17 protein-coding genes are annotated in these 20,193 nt (G+C 65.3%); 9 read left to right on the top strand and 8 right to left on the bottom strand.

What is annotated here, in order from left to right; genetic code table 11:
* Position 1: 1 nt before the first annotated feature.
* The 6 genes from glyS (at position 2) to glmM (ending at position 9,076) form a co-directional block, all read left to right on the top strand.
* Positions 2 to 2,230, top strand: a complete 2,229-nt coding sequence (gene glyS / locus DFK10_RS07425; protein WP_109388189.1) for a glycine--tRNA ligase subunit beta — start codon at positions 2 to 4, stop codon at positions 2,228 to 2,230.
* Between the two features lie 85 nt (positions 2,231 to 2,315).
* Positions 2,316 to 4,871, top strand: a complete 2,556-nt coding sequence (locus DFK10_RS07420) for a putative PEP-binding protein (protein WP_109388187.1) — start codon at positions 2,316 to 2,318, stop codon at positions 4,869 to 4,871.
* Positions 4,872 to 4,929: 58 nt separating this feature from the next.
* On the top strand, positions 4,930 to 5,703 hold the full coding sequence (locus tag DFK10_RS07415; protein ID WP_328589352.1) for a cell wall hydrolase: 774 nt from the start codon (positions 4,930 to 4,932) through the stop codon (positions 5,701 to 5,703).
* Positions 5,704 to 5,799: 96 nt separating this feature from the next.
* The gene (locus tag DFK10_RS07410) at positions 5,800 to 6,714 is read left to right on the top strand and encodes a dihydroneopterin aldolase (RefSeq protein WP_109388185.1); all 915 of its coding nucleotides are present in this window, start codon (positions 5,800 to 5,802) and stop codon (positions 6,712 to 6,714) included.
* A gap of 11 nt (positions 6,715 to 6,725) precedes the next feature.
* The gene (gene folP / locus DFK10_RS07405) at positions 6,726 to 7,733 is read left to right on the top strand and encodes a dihydropteroate synthase (protein WP_109388182.1); all 1,008 of its coding nucleotides are present in this window, start codon (positions 6,726 to 6,728) and stop codon (positions 7,731 to 7,733) included.
* Positions 7,730 to 9,076 (top strand): phosphoglucosamine mutase, encoded by a 1,347-nt coding sequence (glmM, locus tag DFK10_RS07400; RefSeq protein WP_109388180.1) that lies wholly within the window; start codon positions 7,730 to 7,732, stop codon positions 9,074 to 9,076. The genes folP and glmM overlap by 4 nt, the downstream gene beginning before the upstream one ends.
* On the opposite strand, the gene DFK10_RS07395 is transcribed toward glmM, so the two are convergent.
* A complete protein-coding gene (locus tag DFK10_RS07395) occupies positions 9,073 to 9,975 on the bottom strand; it encodes a DMT family transporter (RefSeq protein ID WP_109388178.1) in 903 nt (300 codons plus the stop codon). The two genes, glmM and DFK10_RS07395, sit on opposite strands and share 4 nt — an antisense overlap.
* A gap of 111 nt (positions 9,976 to 10,086) precedes the next feature.
* Positions 10,087 to 11,109, bottom strand: a complete 1,023-nt coding sequence (gene ilvC, locus DFK10_RS07390) for a ketol-acid reductoisomerase (RefSeq protein WP_109388176.1) — start codon at positions 11,107 to 11,109, stop codon at positions 10,087 to 10,089.
* 139 nt (positions 11,110 to 11,248) lie between these two features.
* Between ilvC and DFK10_RS07385 the strand changes: the two genes are divergently transcribed.
* From DFK10_RS07385 to DFK10_RS07375, 3 genes are all read left to right on the top strand, one after another.
* Entirely contained in the window at positions 11,249 to 11,704 is a 456-nt protein-coding gene (locus tag DFK10_RS07385; protein WP_109388174.1) for an Lrp/AsnC family transcriptional regulator, read from the top strand.
* Positions 11,701 to 12,156 carry an Lrp/AsnC family transcriptional regulator gene (locus tag DFK10_RS07380; protein ID WP_109388172.1) on the top strand — a complete coding sequence of 152 codons (456 nt, stop codon included), beginning with the start codon at positions 11,701 to 11,703 and terminating at the stop codon, positions 12,154 to 12,156. Before DFK10_RS07385 ends, DFK10_RS07380 begins: the two co-directional genes overlap by 4 nt.
* Before the next feature lie 117 nt (positions 12,157 to 12,273).
* The gene (locus DFK10_RS07375; protein WP_109388437.1) at positions 12,274 to 13,761 is read left to right on the top strand and encodes an AMP-binding protein; all 1,488 of its coding nucleotides are present in this window, start codon (positions 12,274 to 12,276) and stop codon (positions 13,759 to 13,761) included.
* Here the strand turns inward: DFK10_RS07375 and DFK10_RS07370 are convergent.
* The 6 genes from DFK10_RS07370 to folE2 form a co-directional block, all read right to left on the bottom strand.
* On the bottom strand, positions 13,758 to 14,435 hold the full coding sequence (locus DFK10_RS07370) for an SOS response-associated peptidase (RefSeq protein WP_109388170.1): 678 nt from the start codon (positions 14,433 to 14,435) through the stop codon (positions 13,758 to 13,760). The two genes, DFK10_RS07375 and DFK10_RS07370, sit on opposite strands and share 4 nt — an antisense overlap.
* A 5-nt stretch (positions 14,436 to 14,440) precedes the next feature.
* Positions 14,441 to 15,634 carry a class I SAM-dependent methyltransferase gene (locus DFK10_RS07365; protein WP_109388168.1) on the bottom strand — a complete coding sequence of 398 codons (1,194 nt, stop codon included), beginning with the start codon at positions 15,632 to 15,634 and terminating at the stop codon, positions 14,441 to 14,443.
* Positions 15,631 to 15,945 (bottom strand): DnaJ family domain-containing protein, encoded by a 315-nt coding sequence (locus DFK10_RS07360; RefSeq protein WP_109388166.1) that lies wholly within the window; start codon positions 15,943 to 15,945, stop codon positions 15,631 to 15,633. Before DFK10_RS07360 ends, DFK10_RS07365 begins: the two co-directional genes overlap by 4 nt.
* Positions 15,945 to 17,510: a thiamine pyrophosphate-binding protein gene (locus tag DFK10_RS07355; RefSeq protein WP_109388164.1), complete on the bottom strand. Its 1,566-nt coding sequence runs from the start codon at positions 17,508 to 17,510 to the stop codon at positions 15,945 to 15,947. Before DFK10_RS07355 ends, DFK10_RS07360 begins: the two co-directional genes overlap by 1 nt.
* Entirely contained in the window at positions 17,510 to 18,961 is a 1,452-nt protein-coding gene (locus tag DFK10_RS07350) for a TrkH family potassium uptake protein (RefSeq protein WP_109388162.1), read from the bottom strand. The genes DFK10_RS07355 and DFK10_RS07350 overlap by 1 nt, the downstream gene beginning before the upstream one ends.
* Positions 18,962 to 19,022: 61 nt before the next feature.
* Positions 19,023 to 20,189 (bottom strand): GTP cyclohydrolase FolE2, encoded by a 1,167-nt coding sequence (gene folE2, locus DFK10_RS07345; RefSeq protein WP_408005576.1) that lies wholly within the window; start codon positions 20,187 to 20,189, stop codon positions 19,023 to 19,025.
* Positions 20,190 to 20,193: the final 4 nt, after the last annotated feature.

Raw genomic sequence — 20,193 nt, 5'->3', positions numbered from 1 at the left:
CATGCCTGATCTTCTGATCGAACTCTTCTCCGAGGAAATCCCCGCGCGGATGCAGGCCAAGGCCGCCGCCGACCTGCAACGCCTTGTCGCCGACGGGCTGGTCGAAGCCGGGCTGACCTATGCCGGGGCAGGTGCGTTCCATACGCCGCGCCGTCTTGCGCTGTCCGTGGAGGGGCTGTCAGCAGAAAGCCCCGACACCCGCGAGGAACGCAAGGGCCCCAAGGTCGGCGCGCCCGACAAGGCCATCGAGGGCTTCTGCCGAGGGGCGGGCGTGGACAAGGACGCGCTCGAGATCCGCGATACCGGCAAGGGCGAAGTCTATTTCGCCGTGATCGAAAAGAAGGGCCGCAAGGCGCCTGAAATCGTGGCCGAGGTTCTGGAGAACACGATCCGCCATTTCCCCTGGCCCAAGTCGATGCGCTGGGGCGCGGGCGCCTTGCGCTGGGTCCGTCCGCTACATTCCATTCTGTGCATCCTGACCAACGACGAGGGCGCCGAGATCGTCCCGCTGGAAATCGACGGCATCACCGCCGGCAACACCACGCGCGGGCACCGGTTCATGGCGCCCGATGCCTTTGCCGTGACGTCGTTCGACGATTACGAGGCCAAGCTGAAGAAGGCCAAGGTCCTGCTGCGCCCCGAGGAACGGGCCGAGCATATCTGGCAAGACGCCTCCAACCAGGCCTTTGTCGCAGGGCTGGAGCTGGTCGAGGACAAGGGCCTGCTGGCCGAGGTTGCCGGGCTGGTCGAATGGCCCGTCGTCCTGATGGGCGAGATCGACGCCGATTTCCTGCAATTGCCGCCCGAGGTGCTGCAGACCTCGATGAAAGAGCACCAGAAATTCTTCTCGGTGCGCGACAAGACCGGCCAGATCACCCGCTTTGTCACCGTCGCCAATATCGAGGCCCCCGATGGCGGCAAGACCATCCTGGCGGGCAACCAGAAAGTGCTGGCCGCGCGGCTGTCGGACGCGAAATTCTTCTGGGAAAACGACCTGCGCGTCGCCAAGGCGGGCATGGGACCATGGCTGGACAGCCTGGCCAACGTGACCTTCCACGGGAAACTGGGCAGCGAACAGGACCGGATCGACCGGATCGCCGCCCTGGCCCGCAACATCGCCCCTTTCGTGGGCACCAAGCCCGAGATCGCGGAAAAGGCCGCCCGCATCGCCAAGGCCGATCTGGCCAGCGAAATGGTCTATGAATTCCCGGAACTCCAGGGGCTGATGGGCCGGTACTACGCCGAGGAAGCGGGCTTCGACGCCGAGATCGCCGCCGCCTGCGAAGAGCATTACGCGCCCCTTGGCCCCTCCGACGACGTCCCCGCGGCGCCGGTATCGGTCGCGGTCTCATTGGCCGACAAGATCGACAAGCTGGCCGGTTTCTGGGCCATCGACGAGAAACCGACCGGGTCCAAGGACCCCTTTGCCCTGCGCCGTGCGGCGCTGGGGATCATCAGGCTTGTCCTGACGAACGACCTGCACCTGCACCTGGACCGTTTCATCGACGCGCAACTCCTGCGTCACAAGGTCGAACTGAACCGGGACCAGGTCGAAGACGACGAAATCGACACGCTGGAAGAGATCCTCGACGAGATCGCCGATCACGGGGTCTTCGGCGCCGCCTATCGTGCCGTGGTCGAAACCCGCGGCAAGAAGGCCGGGGCGGTGACCAAGCTGGTCCATGAAAAACTGCCCGATGCCAGCGACGACCTGCTGGGGTTCTTCCACGACCGGCTCAAGGTGCATCTGCGCGACGAGGGCATCCCGCACGACGTGATCGACGCCTCGCTCGCCATGGCGGGCAATGACGACCTGACCTTGCTGGTGCGTCGGGCCGAGGCGCTGGCCGATTTCCTCAAGACCGAGGATGGCGAAAACCTGATCCAGGGCTTCCGCCGTGCCAACAACATCCTGACCCAGGCCGAGGAAAAGGACGGGGTCGAATATTCCTTTGGCGCCGATGTGAAATTCGCCGAAACCGACGAGGAAAAGGCCGTGTTCGCCGCCTTGGATGACGCCGATACCCGGATCGGCGCTGCCATGGAGACCGAGGATTTCGTCGCCGCCATGTCCGCCATGGCCGACCTGCGCGCGCCGATCGATGCCTTTTTCGAAACGGTCCAGATCAACGCCGACAGCGAGGTTTTGCGGCGCAACCGTCTGAACCTTCTGTCACGCATCCGGTCGACCTGCCTTGGCGTGGCCGACCTGCGGCGGATCGAAGGGTAGGCCCGCCTGTCGGTCATGAAAGCGTTACGTTAGGCTTGCGCCGAATCGCCCGAGGCCTAATGTGCAGCACAACAGGAGTGCTGCGATGCAGAAAGTCGTGACCTTGAAGGATATGTGCGTCATCACCCGGACCGCGCCCATGGCGGCGGAGGTTCATGGCGGGCGTGCGAAATGCCTGCAACGACTGGTCCGGCTGGATTTCCCGGTGCCCAAGACCGTGGCATTGTCCTTTGACGCGGTTCGCCGCATCGCGGCGGGTGCCCCGCCCGATGCCGCTGCCATCTTGCGTGAATTTCCGACCCTGCCGCTCTTGTCCGTGCGCCCCTCCAGCCTGAACCCCGATTGGGGCGGGCCGGGCGCGATGCTCAATATCGGCATGAACGCGGCCAAGCATGAAGAGCTCTGCGCGACCATCGGCGAGGAGTTGGCGACGCGGCTCTACATGTCCTTCGTACAGTCCTACGCCATTCACGTCGCGCGGCTCGATGCCGATGAATTCGACGCTTCGGCCCATCCAAGCATCGACAATCTAAATGCCATGCTGTCGGTCTACGAAGCCGAGATGGACGCGCCCTTCCCGCAAGAGGCCGAAACCCAGCTTGCCGAGGTTCTGCGGTCGATGGCGCGAGCCTGGGACGGCACCAGCGCGCGCCTGCTCCGCCAGGCCAAGGGCGCCCCAGCCGATGCCGGGCTGGGCTTGGTCGTGCAGGAAATGGCGCTCGGGATCGGACCTGGCGAAAGCGGCTATGGCGTCATCCAGTTCATCGACGCCGGAACCGGGCAACGCCGGGTGACGGGCCGCTACAAGGCCCAGGCCATCAGTGGCGAACACCTGCGCGACCAGGACGGCACGCTTTACCTGACTCGCGATCCGCGCGGCGCCTCTTTGGAGGAACGCTGCCCCGACCTCTTTGCGCAGCTGGTCGCATTCGGCGAAACCTGTCGCCAACGCCTGCGCGAGGAAATGGAAGTCAAGTTCGTCGTCCACGATTGCGAAATCATGGTGCTGGACGCAATCCGGGTGCAGCGGTCAAGCCGCGCGGCCGTGCGTGTCGCTGTGGACCTGGCCGAGGACGGAATCATTCCCCGCGAAGAGGCGATCATGCGGGTGGAACCCGACGCGCTGTCGGAACTGCTCCACCGGCAGGTGGATGCCAGCACCGAACGCGATGTGATCACCAAGGGCATCGCCGCCAGCCCGGGTGCCGCTGCCGGACGGCTGGTCTTCTCTGCCTACGAGGCACAGGCCAGCGCCGCACGCAACGAGCCCTGCGTTCTGGTACGCCGCGAAACAACCCCCGAGGACATCCGCGGCATGCATGCCGCCGAGGCCGTCGTGACGGTGCGCGGCGGCATCACCAGCCACGCGGCGGTGATTGGGCGGGGTCTGGGCCTGCCCTGCGTGGTTGGGGCCGATGATCTGGTGATCGACGAGCGCAAGCGGCAGTTCAAAGGGCCGCGCGGCCGCATCTTTACCGAAGGCGACATCGTGACCGTCGACGGCACCACGGGCCAGATCCTCAACGGCCAGGTCCGCATGGTCGAGGCGGCGCTGGACGAGGCGTTCCAGACGCTGTTGTCCTGGGCCGATGCGCTGCGCGATATCGGCATCCGCGCCAATGCCGACACGCCCGCCGACGCCCAGAGCGCACGGAACTTCATGGCCCAGGGCATCGGGCTGTGCCGGACCGAGCACATGTTCTTCGAGAGCGATCGCGTCAACCTGATGCACGAGATGATCTTCTCGGACACACCCGAGGGTCGCGCCGCCGTTCTGGACCGTCTGCTGCCCCTGCAAAGGGCGGACTTCACCGAGGTCTTCCGCATCATGGAAGGTCTGCCCGTCTGCATTCGCCTGTTCGATCCGCCGCTGCACGAATTCCTGCCGTCTGGAAAACCCGGCATGCGCGATCTGGCCGACGTGCTGGACCTGCCACTCAGCCAGGTGGTCGAGCGCATCGAGCAGCTTGAGGAATACAACCCCATGCTGGGGATGCGCGGCGTGCGGCTGGGCGTGACCGTGCCGGAAATCTACGAGATGCAGGCGCGGGCCATCTTCGAGGCCACCATCGCCGCCAGCCAGACCGGCGCGCCGGTGGTGCCCGAAATCATGATCCCGCTGGTCAGCGCCATGAGAGAGGTCGAGCTGGTGCAAGGTCGGATCGACGCTGTTGCCGCAGCGGTCCGTGCCGAAACCGGGGCCGACTTCGATTACCGCCTGGGCGTGATGGTCGAAACGCCGCGCGCCGCCCTGCGCGCCGCCGATATTGCCCAGCACGCGGCATTTCTGTCCTTCGGCACCAACGACCTCACCCAGATGACCTATGGCCTGTCGCGCGACGATGCCGGGCGCTTCATGTCCGACTATGTGCGGCTTGGCGTTTATGAGGAGGACCCGTTCCACAGGCTCGACCTGGACGGGGTCGGAGAATTGCTGCGGATCGGGGCGGAACGTGGTCGGCAAGGCCGCCCGGATGTGACGCTGGCGATCTGTGGTGAACATGGCGGCGACCGTTCCGCCATCGATTTCTGCCGCACCAACGGCTTCGACTACGTGTCCTGCTCGCCGTTCCGGGTGCCGGTTGCGCGACTTTCCGCCGCTCAGTTGTTTCTGGAAGAGAAACACAGAGGGAAGCTCTAGCGGCGAAATCCCATAGCACCACAAGGGCTTGAGACGTGCGGCAAGAGCTGTGCCTTTCATGCACCACGATCATGGCAGCATTGTGTCCGCCGGACTGGACGGAGCGGGGCGCTTGGCCTATGTCCTGCCGCGCTTGCACGAGGCCAATCCGTGCGACACCTGTGGTGGGAAAATGCTCTATCGGAAGTTCATGCGCGCCGCGTTCGCGGCGGGGATCGCTCTTTTCAGTCTTGGAACCGTCGCGACGGCGAACCAGCTGCTGGAGTCTCGCCTGTCCGATCTGCTCGGACAGGAACGCGACGCGATCCGCATGGTGCCCGATAGCCGCCTGACGGCCCTGACCACGCCGCCCGCGCCTGATGCGCGCAAGGTGCGCACCGCACCGGCCGGCATCGCCTACGACCGCGCGTTCCTGGCCGCTCAGCCCTCCCCCAGCGGTGGGGCCCAGTGGGAATGCCTGACCCAGGCGCTCTATTTCGAGGCCCGCGGTGAAAGCGTCCGCGGCATGTTCGCGGTCGGGGAAGTGATCCTCAACCGCGTTGAAAGCAGCCGCTTTCCCGACAGCATCTGCTCGGTCGTGAACCAGGGCACCGGACGGCGCTATGCCTGCCAGTTCACATTCACCTGCGACGGCCATCCCGAAACCGTCCATGAACCGGCCGCCTGGGCCACCGTGGGCAAGGTCGCCCGCCTGCTGATGGACGGGGCCGCCCCGCGCGACCTGACCGATGGCGCGATGTATTACCATACCCGCGCGGTCAGCCCCCGCTGGGCGCGCGTCTTCCCGCGCACGGCCACCATCGGGTCGCACCACTTCTATCGACAAGGCTAGTCTCGTCGCAGGCGGGGTCTTGCCCGTCGCGCATCGGCGCTTGTCCCGCCTCTCAGGCCCTAGTATCCCCGCGAAACGACAAACCGGGGGTGCCCCATGAGTTCCGATATCCGCCTTGCCTTCGCCCACCCGGCTGAACGAGCCGAAGCAACCGTGCCTGCCGAGGGTGCGCTCAATGATCGCATTTCGCTGCGCGACTACGTAACAGAGGTCGAGATCGGGGCCTTCCAGGCCGAGCGCGGCACGATGCAGCACATCAAGTTCAACGTGGTGGTCGAAGTCGCACCACTGTCTGGGCCGATCGACGACGACGTGGATCGCATCCTTTCCTACGACCGGGTGACCGAGGCCATTCAGTACGAATTGGGCGCGGAACGGCTGAACCTTCTGGAAACCCTGGCCGAACGCGTGGCCGAGCGCATCCTGTTGGAGCCCCAGGCCCAGCGTGTTTTCGTACGGATCGAGAAACTCGATCGGGGCCCCGGCGCGCTGGGGGTCGAGATCGCCCGGGAACGCGGCAAGGAAGCCGCCGCCGCCCAGTCCCACGAAGAGGCCCCGCATCCGCGCATCGTCTACCTGACCAATGCCGCCATTGCCGACGCGGGCCTCTCTGGCTGGATCGACGATTTCGCCGCCCGCGACGCGCCGCTGATCTTCTGCGTTGGCCCCGCCGACACCCCGGCCCCGCAATCTGGCGCGGCGCTTGCGCAACGGCGGATCGACCTGTTGGCCATCGAACAGAATGCCTGGGTTCTTGCGGGTCGCGACCGGCGCTGCGTGGTCACCGGGACCCGGACGGAACTGGACTGGGCCATGAAGAACGGCCAGATCTGCGTCTGGGCGCCGTCCAAGATCGTGTTGGACGCGGTGGAAAGCCCCTCGGCCAGCCCCAGCGACGCCCTCGCGCTTGCCGCGTGGTTCGCGACCGAGATGCAGGCCGAAGAGCTTTGCGTTCTGGGCGGGGACGCGCCAGACTGCGACTTGCCCACCCAAAGCTACGCACTGGCCTGACCCGGACGCCCATGACCTACTATCGCCCGATCCCGCAGACCGATCCACACCGTCCCGAGGGCGCCTTGCCCCTGGCTGGCGGCTGGTGCTGGTTCACGCAGGTCGAGCGGATCGAGCGCGACGGCCCCCGCGCGCTGATCGCGGCCAGGGACGTGCCGGGCGATGTGCTTGAGCGCCTGACCGCCCCGCGCGCACCGCTGGCCGGGCTGGCCATGGACCACCCGCGCCTGATGGGCATCCTCAACGTGACGCCCGACAGTTTTTCCGATGGCGGGCTGTTCATGGACCCCGAGGCGGCCCTGGCCCAGGCCCGCGCCATGCAGGCCGTCGGGGCCGACATCATCGACGTGGGCGGCGAAAGCACCCGCCCCGGTGCCCTCGAGGTGGGTGTCGAGGACGAGATCGGACGCACCGCGCCCGTGATTGCCGCCATCCGTGCGGGCAGCGACGGGGCAATTTCCATCGACACCCGCAAATCCATGGTGGCCCGGTCGGCCATCGGCGCCGGGGCCAGCATGCTCAACGACGTGTCGGCCTTTTCCTATGACGGGCGCATGGCGCAGGTCGCCGCCGACAGTGGGTTGCCGATCTGTCTCATGCATGCGCAGGGCACCCCTCAGGACATGCAGGACGACCCCACCTATGATGATGTGCTGCTGGATATTTACGACTTCCTTGCAGACCGGATCGCCATGGCGGAACGGGCCGGCATTCCCCGCGACCGCATCGTCGTCGATCCTGGCATCGGTTTCGGCAAGACGCTGGATCACAACCTGACGCTTCTGCGCAATCTTTCCCTGTTTCACGGGCTGGGCTGCGCGATATTGCTGGGCGTGTCGCGCAAGCGGTTCATCGGCACCCTCGCCGATGCACCCGAGGCCCGCGACCGCATGCCGGGATCCATCGCCGTGGCGCTGCACGGGCTGGCCCAGGGCATTCAGATCACCCGTGTCCATGACACCGCCGAAACCCGCCAGGCCTTCCAGTTGGCCGCCGCCCTGAGAGGAGAGCAGCCTTGACCCGCAAGCTTTTTGGCACCGACGGCGTGCGTGGCACCGCCAATACACCACCCATGACCGCCGAGATGGCCCTGCGGCTGGGGGCGGCCGTGGGCCGGTATTTCCGAAACGACGGCAGCAATGATCACCGCGTGGTGATCGGCAAGGACACCCGCCTGTCCGGCTACATGTTCGAGAATGCACTCACCGCCGGGCTGACCAGCACCGGGATGAACGTGCTGCTTCTGGGGCCGGTGCCAACCCCCGCGGTCGGGCTTCTGACCACCTCGATGCGGGCCGATCTGGGCATCATGATCTCGGCCAGCCATAACCGCGCCATCGACAACGGCATCAAGTTCTTCGGTCCTGATGGCTTCAAGCTGTCCGATGCGGCCGAAGCGGAGATCGAGCACCTTCTGGAGGCCGGGGTCGAGCCGGTGCAGGCGATCAATATCGGCCGCGCCCGCCGCATCGACGATGGCCGGTTCCGCTATGCCGAGAGGGTGAAGTCGACCTTTCCCCACGGCCATACCCTGGCCGGGCTGAAGGTGGTGGTCGATTGCGCCAATGGCGCGGCCCACCGCGTGGCGCCTGAGGTGCTATGGGAGCTGGGCGCCGACGTCATAACCGTGGGCGTCTCTCCCAACGGCTACAATATCAACGACAATGTCGGGTCGACCGCACCGCGCACCGCCGCCGAAACCATCGTCGCCCATGGCGCGGATATGGGCATCTGCCTGGATGGCGACGCCGACCGGGTGATGATCCTGGACGAAACCGGACAGGTCGCCGACGGGGACCAGGTCATGGGTCTTTTCGCCACCCGCTGGGCCGAGGCCGGGCGATTGGCCGGCAACACGCTGGTGGCGACGGTGATGTCAAACCTCGGGTTGGAACGCCACCTGGGCGGCAAGGGCATCACGCTGGACCGCACCAAGGTCGGAGACCGCTACGTCGTGGAACGAATGCGCGCGGGCGGGTTCAACCTGGGCGGCGAACAATCCGGCCATATCGTGATGACGGATTACGCCACCACGGGCGACGGGCTGCTGGCGGGTCTGCAATTCCTCGCCGCAATGGTCGAGACCGGCCAGCGGGCCTCGGAACTGGCGCGGGTCTTCGAAACCGTCCCGCAGAAGCTGGAGAACGTCCGCTACGCACCGGACAGAGATCCGCTGGCACTTTCTGCGGTGAAAGAGGTCATCGCACAGGCCGAGGCGGACCTGGCCGGCAAGGGCCGGTTGTTGATCCGCAAGTCAGGGACCGAGCCATTGATCCGGGTCATGGCCGAATGCGAGGACGAAGGCCTTCTCGCGCGTGTTGTTGACGGGATCGTCGCGGAAATCGGCCGAAGCGCCGGCTAGGCCCGTGGGGTGAAAAGCCGGATCTGGCTACGCCATTGGCTTATGGCCAGCCCGGTCAGGATCAGCGCCAGCGCGACAAAGAAGCGCCCCGGCAGCGCCTCGTTCAGGACCAGCGCTCCGAAGACCATGGACCAGACCGGCACTTGGTAATTCACCAGCGTCATGAAGACCGCTCCGGCGCTGCGCACCACGGTGACCCGCAACAGCGCGGCAAAAGCCGTGGGCACGAGCCCCAGGAACAGGATCGCCCAGCCCGACAACCCCGGTTGCCAGTGGGGCAGGCCCTCGACCAGCAGCATCGGCGGGATCAGGCAGGCCGCGCCGATGGACAGCGTGATCGCCGCCATGGCGATCGAGTCGACCGGCGGACAGCGTCGGGTCAGCACCGAGGACAGCGCATAGGACAGCGCCGCGCCCAGGCAGGCGATCTGGGCCAGCGGCTCGATCCCCTGCCCAAGTCGCAATGCCCCGGGCCCCAGCAGCACGGCGGCGCCGACGAAACCCAGCAACACGCCCAGCGTCTTGCGCAGGGCCAATTTTTCGTCGCTGAAGAAATGCGCCAAGGGCAGCACGAAAAGCGGCAGCGCCGCCATAGACAGCCCGGCAAAGGCCGAGGGCACGTATTGCTGGCCCCAGCTGAGCAGGAAAAACGGCAAGGCGGTGTTGAGCGGCCCGATCACCGCGAGGTAGGTCCAGACCGTGCGATCCCTTGGCCAGGGGCGCCCCAGAAACCGCATCAGGACCAGCAGCGACACCGCCCCGAGCGTGGTGCGCGCGCAGGCCACGGTCAGCGGGCCGTAGCCCTGCAACGCGATGGACACCACCATGAAGGTGCCGCCCCAGATCAGACCGAGAGCGATGACGGAAAGCCAGTTGGCGGGGGTAGGTTGTGGAGCCATGACCGTCACTTGCCCCGAAACGAAACGGTCCCGCAAGCCTTCGCCTGCGGGACCGGGATCGAATTTTCAGAAATTCGATACGAGGACCGAAATTCCGAAATTTCCGTCCGCTTAGTTCTTGGCCTTGTCGACCAGCTTGCCGGCGGAAATCCACGGCATCATGGCGCGCAGCTTCTCGCCCACCTGTTCGATCTGGTGCTCGTCGTTCAGGCGGCGGGTCGCCTTGAACATGGGCTGGCCAACAGCGTTTTCCTGCATGAAGTCACGCACGAACTTGCCGTTCTGGATGTCGGTCAGAACCTCTTTCATGCGCTTCTTGGTCTCGTCGTAGGGCAGGATGCGCGGGCCCGAGACGTATTCGCCGTATTCGGCCGTGTTGGAGATCGAGTAGTTCATGTTGGCGATGCCGCCTTCGTAGATCAGGTCCACGATAAGCTTCACCTCGTGCAAGCATTCGAAATAGGCCATCTCGGGCTCGTAGCCGGCCTCGACCAGGGTTTCGAAGCCCATGCGGATCAGCTCGACCAGGCCACCGCAGAGCACGGCCTGCTCGCCGAAGAGGTCGGTTTCGCACTCCTGGCGGAAGTTGGTCTCGATGATGCCCGAACGGCCACCGCCGATGGCCGAGCAGTAGCTGAGGCCGATTTCCATGGCCTTGCCGGTGGCGTCCTGTTCCACGGCCACCAGGCAGGGCACGCCGCCGCCCTTGACGTATTCGCCGCGCACGGTGTGGCCGGGGCCCTTGGGCGCCATCATGATCACGTCAACGCCTTCGGGCGCCTCGATCAGGCCGAAATGCACGTTCAGGCCGTGGGCAAAGGCAATGGCCGAGCCGGGCTTGAGGTTGTCGCGGACGTATTTCTTGTAGGTTTCGGCCTGCAATTCGTCGGGCATGGTGAACATCATCACGTCACACCAGGCGGCGGCTTCGGCGATACCCATGACCTGAAGGCCTTCGCCTTCGGCCTTGGCCGCCGAGGGGGAGCCGTCGCGCAGGGCCACGGCCACATTCTTGGCGCCGCTGTCGCGCAGGTTCAGCGCATGGGCATGGCCTTGCGAGCCGTAGCCGAGAATGGCGACTTTCTTGTCCTTGATCAGGTTCACATCGCAATCGCGATCATAATAGACGCGCATGGGGCGGTCCTTTCTGTTGCTGGCTTCTCTCTGGTGGCCCTTATGCAGCCCTGATACCCAGATGGCGAGAGCTGTTTTCATGAGTTTATTTGCCAAGATGAAGTTGTTATTCTCAGATTGAACCATTAGTGATATTTTCATGCTTGATGACCTTGATCGCCGTCTTTTGCGCCAATTGCAGGCCGACCCGACCCTGACCGCCGCCGACCTTGCCGAAAGGTCCGGTGTGTCAGCGCTGCGCGCTACACGGCGGCTGGCACGTCTGGAGGAGCAGGGCATCCTGAAGGGGCGGCGCGCGCGGATCGACTGGACCGCGCTGGGATATGCCGTGGCGGTCAGCCTGCGGTTCACGCTGGAAAAGGCGCAGGCCAATGCCTTTGACGCCTTCATCGCAGCCGCCCGCGAAATTCCCGAAGTGGTCGAGATCCAGACCTTCCTGGGCCGGGTCGATGTGCGACTTTACGTGATTGCCCGCGACATGGCGCATTACCAGCAGCTTTACCGAGACCGCATCCTTGCCCTGCCCCACATCGCTGAGCTGGAGGCGTTGATGACCGTGGCCACGCTCAAGAACGATGAAAGCCTCCCCCTATGATGGACCTGGACACCACCGATCGCGCGCTTCTGCGCGAGATGGCCCGCGATGCCGGGCGCAGCGCGGCGGCCCTGGGCGAGGCCGTGGGTCTGAGCCAGCCCGCCACATGGCGCCGGCTGCGGCGCCTGCGCGAGGCGGGCATCCTGGCCGGGCAACGGGTGGACCTGGATGCGCAGGCGCTGGGGTTCGGCGTCACGGTGTTCCTTGGGGTCAAGCTGGCCACCAAGGGCCGCGTCAGCCTGGAGGATTTCGAACGCGCGGTCACGGCCATCCCCGAGGTGCAACTGGTCGAGCACGTGCTTGGCCTATACGATTACCGGCTGCGGGTCGTGGCCCGCGACCTGGCGGATTTCGAGCGGGTTCTGCGACGCAGGATCATGACCCTGCCCGGCGTCGGCGATGTCGAGGCGAACGTGCTGCTCTCGGATGAACGCCGGCCAGGCCCGATCTAGCCATTGCCCCCGATGGCCAGCCGGGCAAAGATGCGCCCGATGCATGACCATACCGACCACCCGCCCGATTGCGGCTGCCACCTGCATGCCGCACCGCAAGACGACACACCGCCCCAGATGGCGCCGAACACCCTTTATGACGCGCTTTTCGCGCCCCACATGGACAGCGCCGCGCCCTTCCTGGAATGGCAGGGCCGGAAGATTGGCTATGCAAAATTCATGCGACTGGCGGCCCGTGCGGCCAATGCCTATGCCGCCGCCGGGCTCGGCGTCGGTGACAGGGTCGTGGTTCAGGTTGGCAAATCGCCCACCGCGCTGGCGCTTTATGCCGGGGCGGTGCAGGCCGGGGTGGTCTACCTGCCGCTCAACACCGCCTACACACCTGACGAGGTCGCCTATTTCCGGGACGACAGTGGCGCGCGCCTGTTGATCTGCGACCCAGCCTCGAAGCCGACGCTGGAAGGCACTTGCCCTGTCCTGACCCTTGCCGAGGATGGCGACAGCGGCAGCTTCCTGGACCTCATGGCAGGGCAAGAGGATGTGGCCCCGGTCGCCGCGCGCGGGCCCGATGACCTGGCGGCGCTGCTTTATACATCCGGCACCACGGGGCGGTCCAAGGGCGCGATGCTGACCCACCGCAACCTTCTGTCCAATACGCAAACCCTACGCGACCTGTGGCACTTCACCGCCGCCGACAGGCTGATCCACGCCCTGCCGATCTTTCACACGCACGGGCTGTTCGTGGCGACGAACATCACCCTTCTGGCCGGGGGCAGCATGATCCTGCTACCGAAATTCGACACCGACGCCATGATCGCCGCCCTGCCCCATGCCACAGCCATGATGGGCGTGCCGACCTTCTATACCCGCCTGCTGGACGATGACCGGTTGGACCATGACCTGACGGCCGGGATGCGGCTGTTCATTTCCGGCTCCGCCCCGCTGCTGGCAGAGACTCATGACAGGTTCACCGCCCGCACCGGGCACCGCATCCTTGAACGCTACGGGATGACCGAAACCAACATGTCCACCTCCAACCCTTACGACGGCGAGAGGCGCGCCGGCACGGTGGGCCTGCCCCTGCCGGATGTGGACCTGAAAATCCGCCACCCCGAAACCGGCGCCGACCTGCCCCCGGGCGAGATCGGCATCATCGAGGTGCGGGGGCCGAACGTGTTCAAAGGGTATTGGAACATGCCCGAGAAGACGGCGGAAGAGCTGCGGCCCGACGGGTTTTTCATCACCGGCGATCTGGCCGTGCAGGGCGCGGATGGCTATGTCACCATCGTCGGGCGCGCCAAGGACCTGATCATCTCCGGCGGGCTAAACGTCTATCCAAAAGAGGTGGAAGAAGCGATCGACGCCCTTCCCGGCGTGGTGGAAAGCGCGGTGATCGGTGTGCCCCATGCGGATATGGGCGAGACCGTCGTTGCCGTAGTCGTGGGCGATGTGACGCCCAAGGCCGTGCTGTCAGGCCTGACAGAGCTCGCGCGCTTCAAGCACCCGCGTCATGTCGAGATCGTGCCGGAATTGCCGCGCAACACGATGGGCAAGGTGCAAAAAGCGGCCTTGCGTCAGACCTATGCGGGCCTGTTCACCGGCTAATCCTCGTCCTCGGGATCAATCGGTTCGATCAATTCCGGCCCGCTGGCGCGGTTGGAATTCACGGCGCGGCTGACCCGGTGGAACGCCAACACATCCTCTGCCGGGGTCTGCATCAGGGTCGCCGCGCCCTTGCCCGCCTCGCCCAGCCAAAGCGGCCAGTCCTCTTGTTCCAGCACGACCGGGATCCGGTGGTGGATCTCGGACATCGCCTCGTTCGCCCCGGTGGTGACGATGGCACAGGTGGTCAGCGCCTCGCCGTCGCGTTCCCAATCCTGCCAGATGCCGGCAAAGGCCAGCGGCGCGCCGTCTCGGCGGGTGATATACCACGGCAGCTTGGTGCCATCCTCCAGCCGGGTCCATTCGTAGAAGCCACTGGCCGGAACAAGGCAGCGCCGTTCCCGGCAGGCGGTGCGAAAGGCGGGTTTCTCGGCGATGGTTTCGGCGCGGGCATTGATCAGCAGCGGGCCATCGTTCACCGATTTGTACCAATGCGGCACGAAGCCCCAGCGCATGGGCCGCAGGTGGCGGGTGCCCGCATCGCTGGTGACGGTGGCGACCTGCGTGGTCGGGCAGACATTGAAATTCGGCACCTCGGGCAGGTCATTGGCCGGGGCCGCATCGAAAACCTGCGCCATCGCGTCATGCGGCAGGGTCACGGCCATGCGTCCGCACATCGGGCCTACCTCCCGATCCCGGAATAAAGCAGCAGGCCGAAACCGCCCAGTTCCCGGTCGACCTGCGCCCAGAGCGTGCCGAAAGCCAGCGGGTCCAGCCCGGCGCCCCGGGCGATCTCGGCCAGTGTCCGTTTGCCGTTGATCCCGGCGATCAGCCGGGCCGCCCGTTTCGGCAAGCGCACGGTCTCTGTCACCGGGCCGAAGGTCAGCTGAACGGGTTTTCCCGCCCCTACCATCCGCGCCAGCTTGGCCGGATCGCCGCCCTTCAGATGAGGGATCAGCGACAGGTCCGCAGGCCGCGCCCGCGCCGTGTCGCGCCCGGCCTCGACCGCATAGCCCACATGCACCTTGAACGTGCCGCGCAACTGCTCGGCCACGGCCATGCGCGTCGCCGGGTCCAGCCCCTCCGGCACGCCCGCCAGCCGCGAAGGATCATAAAGCGCCGGCTGCACGAAGCCCGACAATTGCCAGCCGGTCTCGGCCATCACCGACAGCAATTCATCGACGGCAAAAGCGCGATCCTGCGAGTGCAGCAACAGGTCGTAGAACCCGGCATCCGATTGCTCGTGATCTCCGACCAGCCGGTTGCGCTTGAACGGGTGATCTTCGGGCAGGCGCGCGTAGATCTCTTTCGCCCGTGCCAACCTGTCCTGCGGCGACAACCCCGCCAGCAACGCACCGAAAGCCGTCTGCAACGGGTAGACACCGCTGCGCCCATAGGGGGCATAGACCATGAAGCCCAGTCCGCCCCCGGGGGCCAGCGCGGCCCGCAGGGCGGCAAAGCCCGCCGCCGGATCCGGCAGGTGATGCAGCACGCCGCAGCAGTCGATATAGTCGAACCGGCCATACTCCGCCGCGTCCAGAAGCGACCCGGTCTCGAAACGGATACCGGTCAGCCCGCGCGCCTTGGCCCGCGCCTCGGCCACGTCGCGAGAGGCGGTCGAGAGGTCAAGATAGGTGATTTCGGCGGGTTTGCCGGCCCACGCCATCATCTGGGCCAACTGGATCAGCCCGTCCCCCGTGCCGCCGCCCGCCACGAGTACCCGCAAGGGCCGCGCCCAGTCCCGCTTGCCGCCAAAGACGAAATGGTCGATCTCGCGCGGATCGGAGGGCGAGCCGGAGATCAGCCTCTTGGACTCGTCCGCGGGGTCACGTTCGGGATAGGGATAGGCCTCATACTGGGCGCGCACCTCGCTCATCGGGACCGTGCCCAGGATTTGCGGGCGATCTCGATCCGGGCCTCCATCATCGACATGTCTTTCAGGATATCCCGGCGCGCGGTGCGGTCCGTGGTTTCGTTCAACTCTTTGCGCAGCTTTTCCAACTCGCGCGAAAGGGACACGAATTCCGGCACACCGCCATTTTCCTTGACCAAGCGGTTGAGCAGCGCGTTTTCGGGGTCGTCACAATCCGGCAAGGGCCGCCCGGCACCGGGGAGATTGTCGAAATCGCCAGCTTCCTCGGCCTCACGGATGCGCTGGTTCACAAGGTCGATCAGCGGATGGTCCATCAGGCCAAACCCGGTGTCATGCGGATCAGGGTCGGGCGATCCGCCTTGAACGCTTCCGTGACGGCCTCTTGCAGGGCCGTCAGGCTGTCCGGTTCTTCCGCCCCTGCCCCATAGGCCCGCGCCAGCGCAAGGAAATCCGGGTTACGCTGGATCACCGCGTTGGGGGCGATCTGGGCGGCGACCATGCTGTCCTCGATCGCGCCCAGCTTGCCGTTGTCCCATAGAAGGATCGGCAGGGGCAGGCCCTGTTCCACCGCAGTGCCCAACTCGGCAATGGTGTATTGAATGCCGTAATCGCCGATGATGCAGAGCGTCGGCAAGCCAGGCCGGGCCATGGCGCCCCCAATGGCGGCCGGCAAGGAAAACCCCAGCGTTCCAAAGCCAGACGGGTGGTGCCAGAAGCCGGGCCGTTCCATCGGCCAGCATTCCAGCGCCACGTAAGCAAACTGGGTCATGTCGGAATAGATCGAGGTCAGATCGGGCAGGCAGGCACGCAGCGCGTCCATCACGGGCAGAACATGCGGCGTTTCCGCATCCACCTGGCCGCGCCAGCGGGCCTTGGCGGATTTGACCTCTGCCGGTGTCCAGTCTGTCGCGGGCTCGTGGCCCTCCAGTGCGGCCAGCAGCACGTCGAAGAAATCCGACGCCCGGGACAGGACCGGCCATTCGCAATCGGGCAGAAACGCGCCGGGGTCGATATCCACCTGGATCAAACGCCCGCGAATACCGGCATCGTCGCGCAACAGATCGGAATGGCTCAGTTCACTGCCCACCAACACCACGACATCGGCCTGTTCGAGGACGCCCTGCGCCTCGGGCCGGGCCATGTTGCTTCGGTAGTTCAGCGCATAGGCACCGACGATTCCGCGCCCGGCATAGGTTTCGAATGAGGCCGCACCCAGCGCCCGCACCGCATCACGCGCCTGATAGCCACATCCCCTTGCGCCGCCGCCGAGAATGAAGAGCGGCCGTTTCGCGCCCAGTATGGCCTCGATCACCGCCGGCATGGGGTCATCCGACCTTTCCGAGGCCACGACGGGGCGCGGGCCGGGCGGCGGCGCCGGGGTTTCCAGCACCGAGATCGGGATCTGGATATGCCGGGGCCGGGGCCGCCCGCTGGCCATCTCGATCAACGCGCGGTCGATCAGGGCATAGGCGGCTTCGGCTGTGCGGGCCTCTTCGGACCATTCGCAAACCGTATCGGCCGCGGCGCGCTGGTCCAGCATCTGGTGCAGTTGCCCGCGCGTGGCGGCTGTCTCATCAAGGCAGGAGGAAATCACCAGCATCGGCACACTGTCCGAATAGGCCTGTCCCATCGGCGTCATGATGTTGCACAGGCCCGGCCCCGTGATGACATAGGCCACTCCGGGTTTGCCCGTGGCCCGCGCATAGCCATCCGCCATGAAGCCCGCCCCCTGTTCGTGGCGGGCCAGCACATGGGTGATCCCGGCCTCCTCGATGCCGCGATAGAGCTCTTGGTTATGGACGCCGGGAATGCCGAAGATCACCTCGACCCCGCGATCCTTCAGCATATGCGATATTTGTGCGCCAAGCGGTCGCTGCATCAGGCCCTCCAGAAATGCCAGGTCAGAATGGTGAAAACGGCCATGATTTCAAGCCGCCCCACCAGCATCGCGATGGACAGGATCCACTTCGCCGTATCGTTCAGCCCGCCGAAATTGCCCGCCGGACCGATTTCGTTGCCAAGGCCGGGGCCCACATTGGCGATGGCCGTGGCCGCGCCGCTGACGCTTGTGATGAAATCGAGCCCGGTCATGCCCAGAAGGACGCCGGTGACGCCAATGGCAACCATGAAGGCCACGAAGAAGGCCATGACCGAACTGAGCACCTCCTCGCCCACGGGCCGGCCCTGGTAGCGGACGGAAAAGACCCCGTGCGGGCTGTGGATACGGCGGATCTGGGCTTTCACGGCAGAGAACAGCAATTGATAGCGGAACACCTTGACCGAACAGGCGGTCGAGCCGGCGCAGCCGCCGATCAGCCCGATGAAGAAGAACAGGGTCACCGCGAACGGCCCCCATTGCATGTAATCGGCGCTGGCATAGCCGGTGCCAGTCAGGATCGAGACCACGTTGAACAGGGACTTGCGAAAGGCGGTCTCTGTCAGTTCTCGGCTCAGCGCCCAGTTCCACATGGCCAACACCAGGACCAACCCGGCGGCGATGGCGAAGAAGGTGCGGATCTGGCTGTCACGGAACAGCGGTTGCGCCCCGCTGCCCGAAATCAGCTGCACGTAGCGCACGAAAGGCAGCGCGGCCAGCATCATGAAGACCACGCTGGTATACTCCACCCCCGGCCCGAACGCCCCGAAGGAACTGTCGTAATTGGCAAAGCCGCCTGTCGCGATGGTGGTCATGGCATGGATGATCGCGTCGAAACTGTTCATGCCCGCCGCGGAGTAGAGCAGCGCGCAGGCGAGGGTCAGCCCCACATAGATCACCGAGATCGAGCTGGAGATCTCGGTCGCACGGGGCAGGATCTTGCCCATCGTGTCGAAGCCTTCCGAGCGGAAGATCTGCATCCCGCCGACCTTGAGCTCAGGCAGGAACACCATGGCCACGACGATGATCCCGATTCCGCCCAGCCATTGCAGGATACCACGCCACAGCTTGATCCCCTCGGGCAGCGCCTCGATCTGGGACAGCACGGTGGACCCGGTTGTGGTCAGACCCGACATGGCCTCGAAGAAGGCATCCGTAAAGGACAGCCCGTCAATGGCCAGCAGGAAGGGAATAGAGCCGAACAGAGGCAGCGTCAGCCAGACGAAGGTGGTCAGAAGGAAGGTCTGGCGGATCGTCAGGCCGGCGGAAACCCCGCTGGAACAGGCCACGGCCACCAAGCCGCCCACCATGACGGTTATCACGCCACTTTCAAGAAAGACCGGCCAATAGCCGTTCCCGGCCACGAGATCGGCCAGCAGCGGCGCGAACATCGTCAGGCCCAGCGCCGCCACGAGGAGGCCGATGACATATCCCACAGGGCGCAGGTCGAACATGGGCCAAAGCGTTGGCCCGACCAGCGCGGATAGTCAAGCGCAAGCGCAAGCGCGCCCGCCGCTAGCCGACGTGAATCAACGTGGAAAACAGTTTCGGATCAAGGCTTTCGGCTTCGAAGGTCGGTCCCTCGGTCAGCACGCTGACGGCGTCGTGGGAATGCAGGCTCTCCTGGTGGCTGGCGATCACGCGGAAATCGCCGATCCGCGGATCGGCCTGCAGCCCTTCGGCAAACAGCCGCGCCGCGTCCTCGACGAAGATCGGGTTGGCTGCGTTCAGCTCGGCAAAGGCCTGTTCATCCTCGCGCTTGACCATCACCTGGGTTTCGGTGGGCACGGCGCTGCGGCAGATGTCGATCAGGTCCTCGAACCACAGGCAGGGCGCGCCGGGGTCCAGCTCGACCGAGATCCGCGCGACCGAGCGTTGCGAATGGGGCGTGGCCAGCTGGCCGCGGAACTGACGGGCATGTTCCGACAATTCCAGCGAACACGGGCAGGTCGACGAATAGACATAGTCGAGATGCAGCATCCGGCGCCGCACACCGTCCGTTTCCACTACTTCCAGCGCGATGTCGTAATATTGGAACCCTTCAAGCCCCGACCGCAAGGATTGCACCTTGGCCGGGAAAGAAAAGCGCATCTCGATCCGGGCATCGAAGCTTTCAAGGTCGGATTTGTAGGCGTCCAGCGCCCGTTCGACCACTTCGAAGGAAAAGGTTTCCTCGGCATGCTTGTAGAAGCTGCGCATGATCCGGGACATGTTGATGCCCTTCTTTTCCGCTTCGAGGCTGACCGTGCCGGTCACGCTGGTTTCCAGCGTCAGATCGCCATTGTCACGGGTATGAAAGCGGATCGGCAGCCGGAAATTCGAGATGCCGACATGCTGGATCGCACGCTTTGCGCCACGGATCAGGCTGGACGGGCCGTTCTGCAAGTCGGGCATCGACGCCTTGTAGGCCTCGTCTACGCGGAAATCCTCCGGATAGGCGCGGGCCAGCGCCGGGTAGTTCGACACCTCGCGCCCCGGAATCAACCGCGACACCAGCGGGTCGAGCTGCGCCACTTCCTCTTCTGAAACACCCTGCGCCCAGCGGCGCAGAAGGCTCAACGCCTCTTCCGCCTCTTCGAGGGTCAGGTCTCGGGTCAGGTCCTTGGAATGCAGGTTCATATCGCCCCCCTTGGTGCGCTCTCGCAGAAGCCTGACATGGGGCAGGTCCGCATACTTGTCCACCTAA

The organism is Salibaculum griseiflavum (assembly GCF_003129565.1).
Classification (GTDB): domain Bacteria; phylum Pseudomonadota; class Alphaproteobacteria; order Rhodobacterales; family Rhodobacteraceae; genus Salibaculum; species Salibaculum griseiflavum.
Note: the sequence above shows the minus strand (reverse complement) of the source record. Positions and strands in the feature narration are given on the sequence as shown.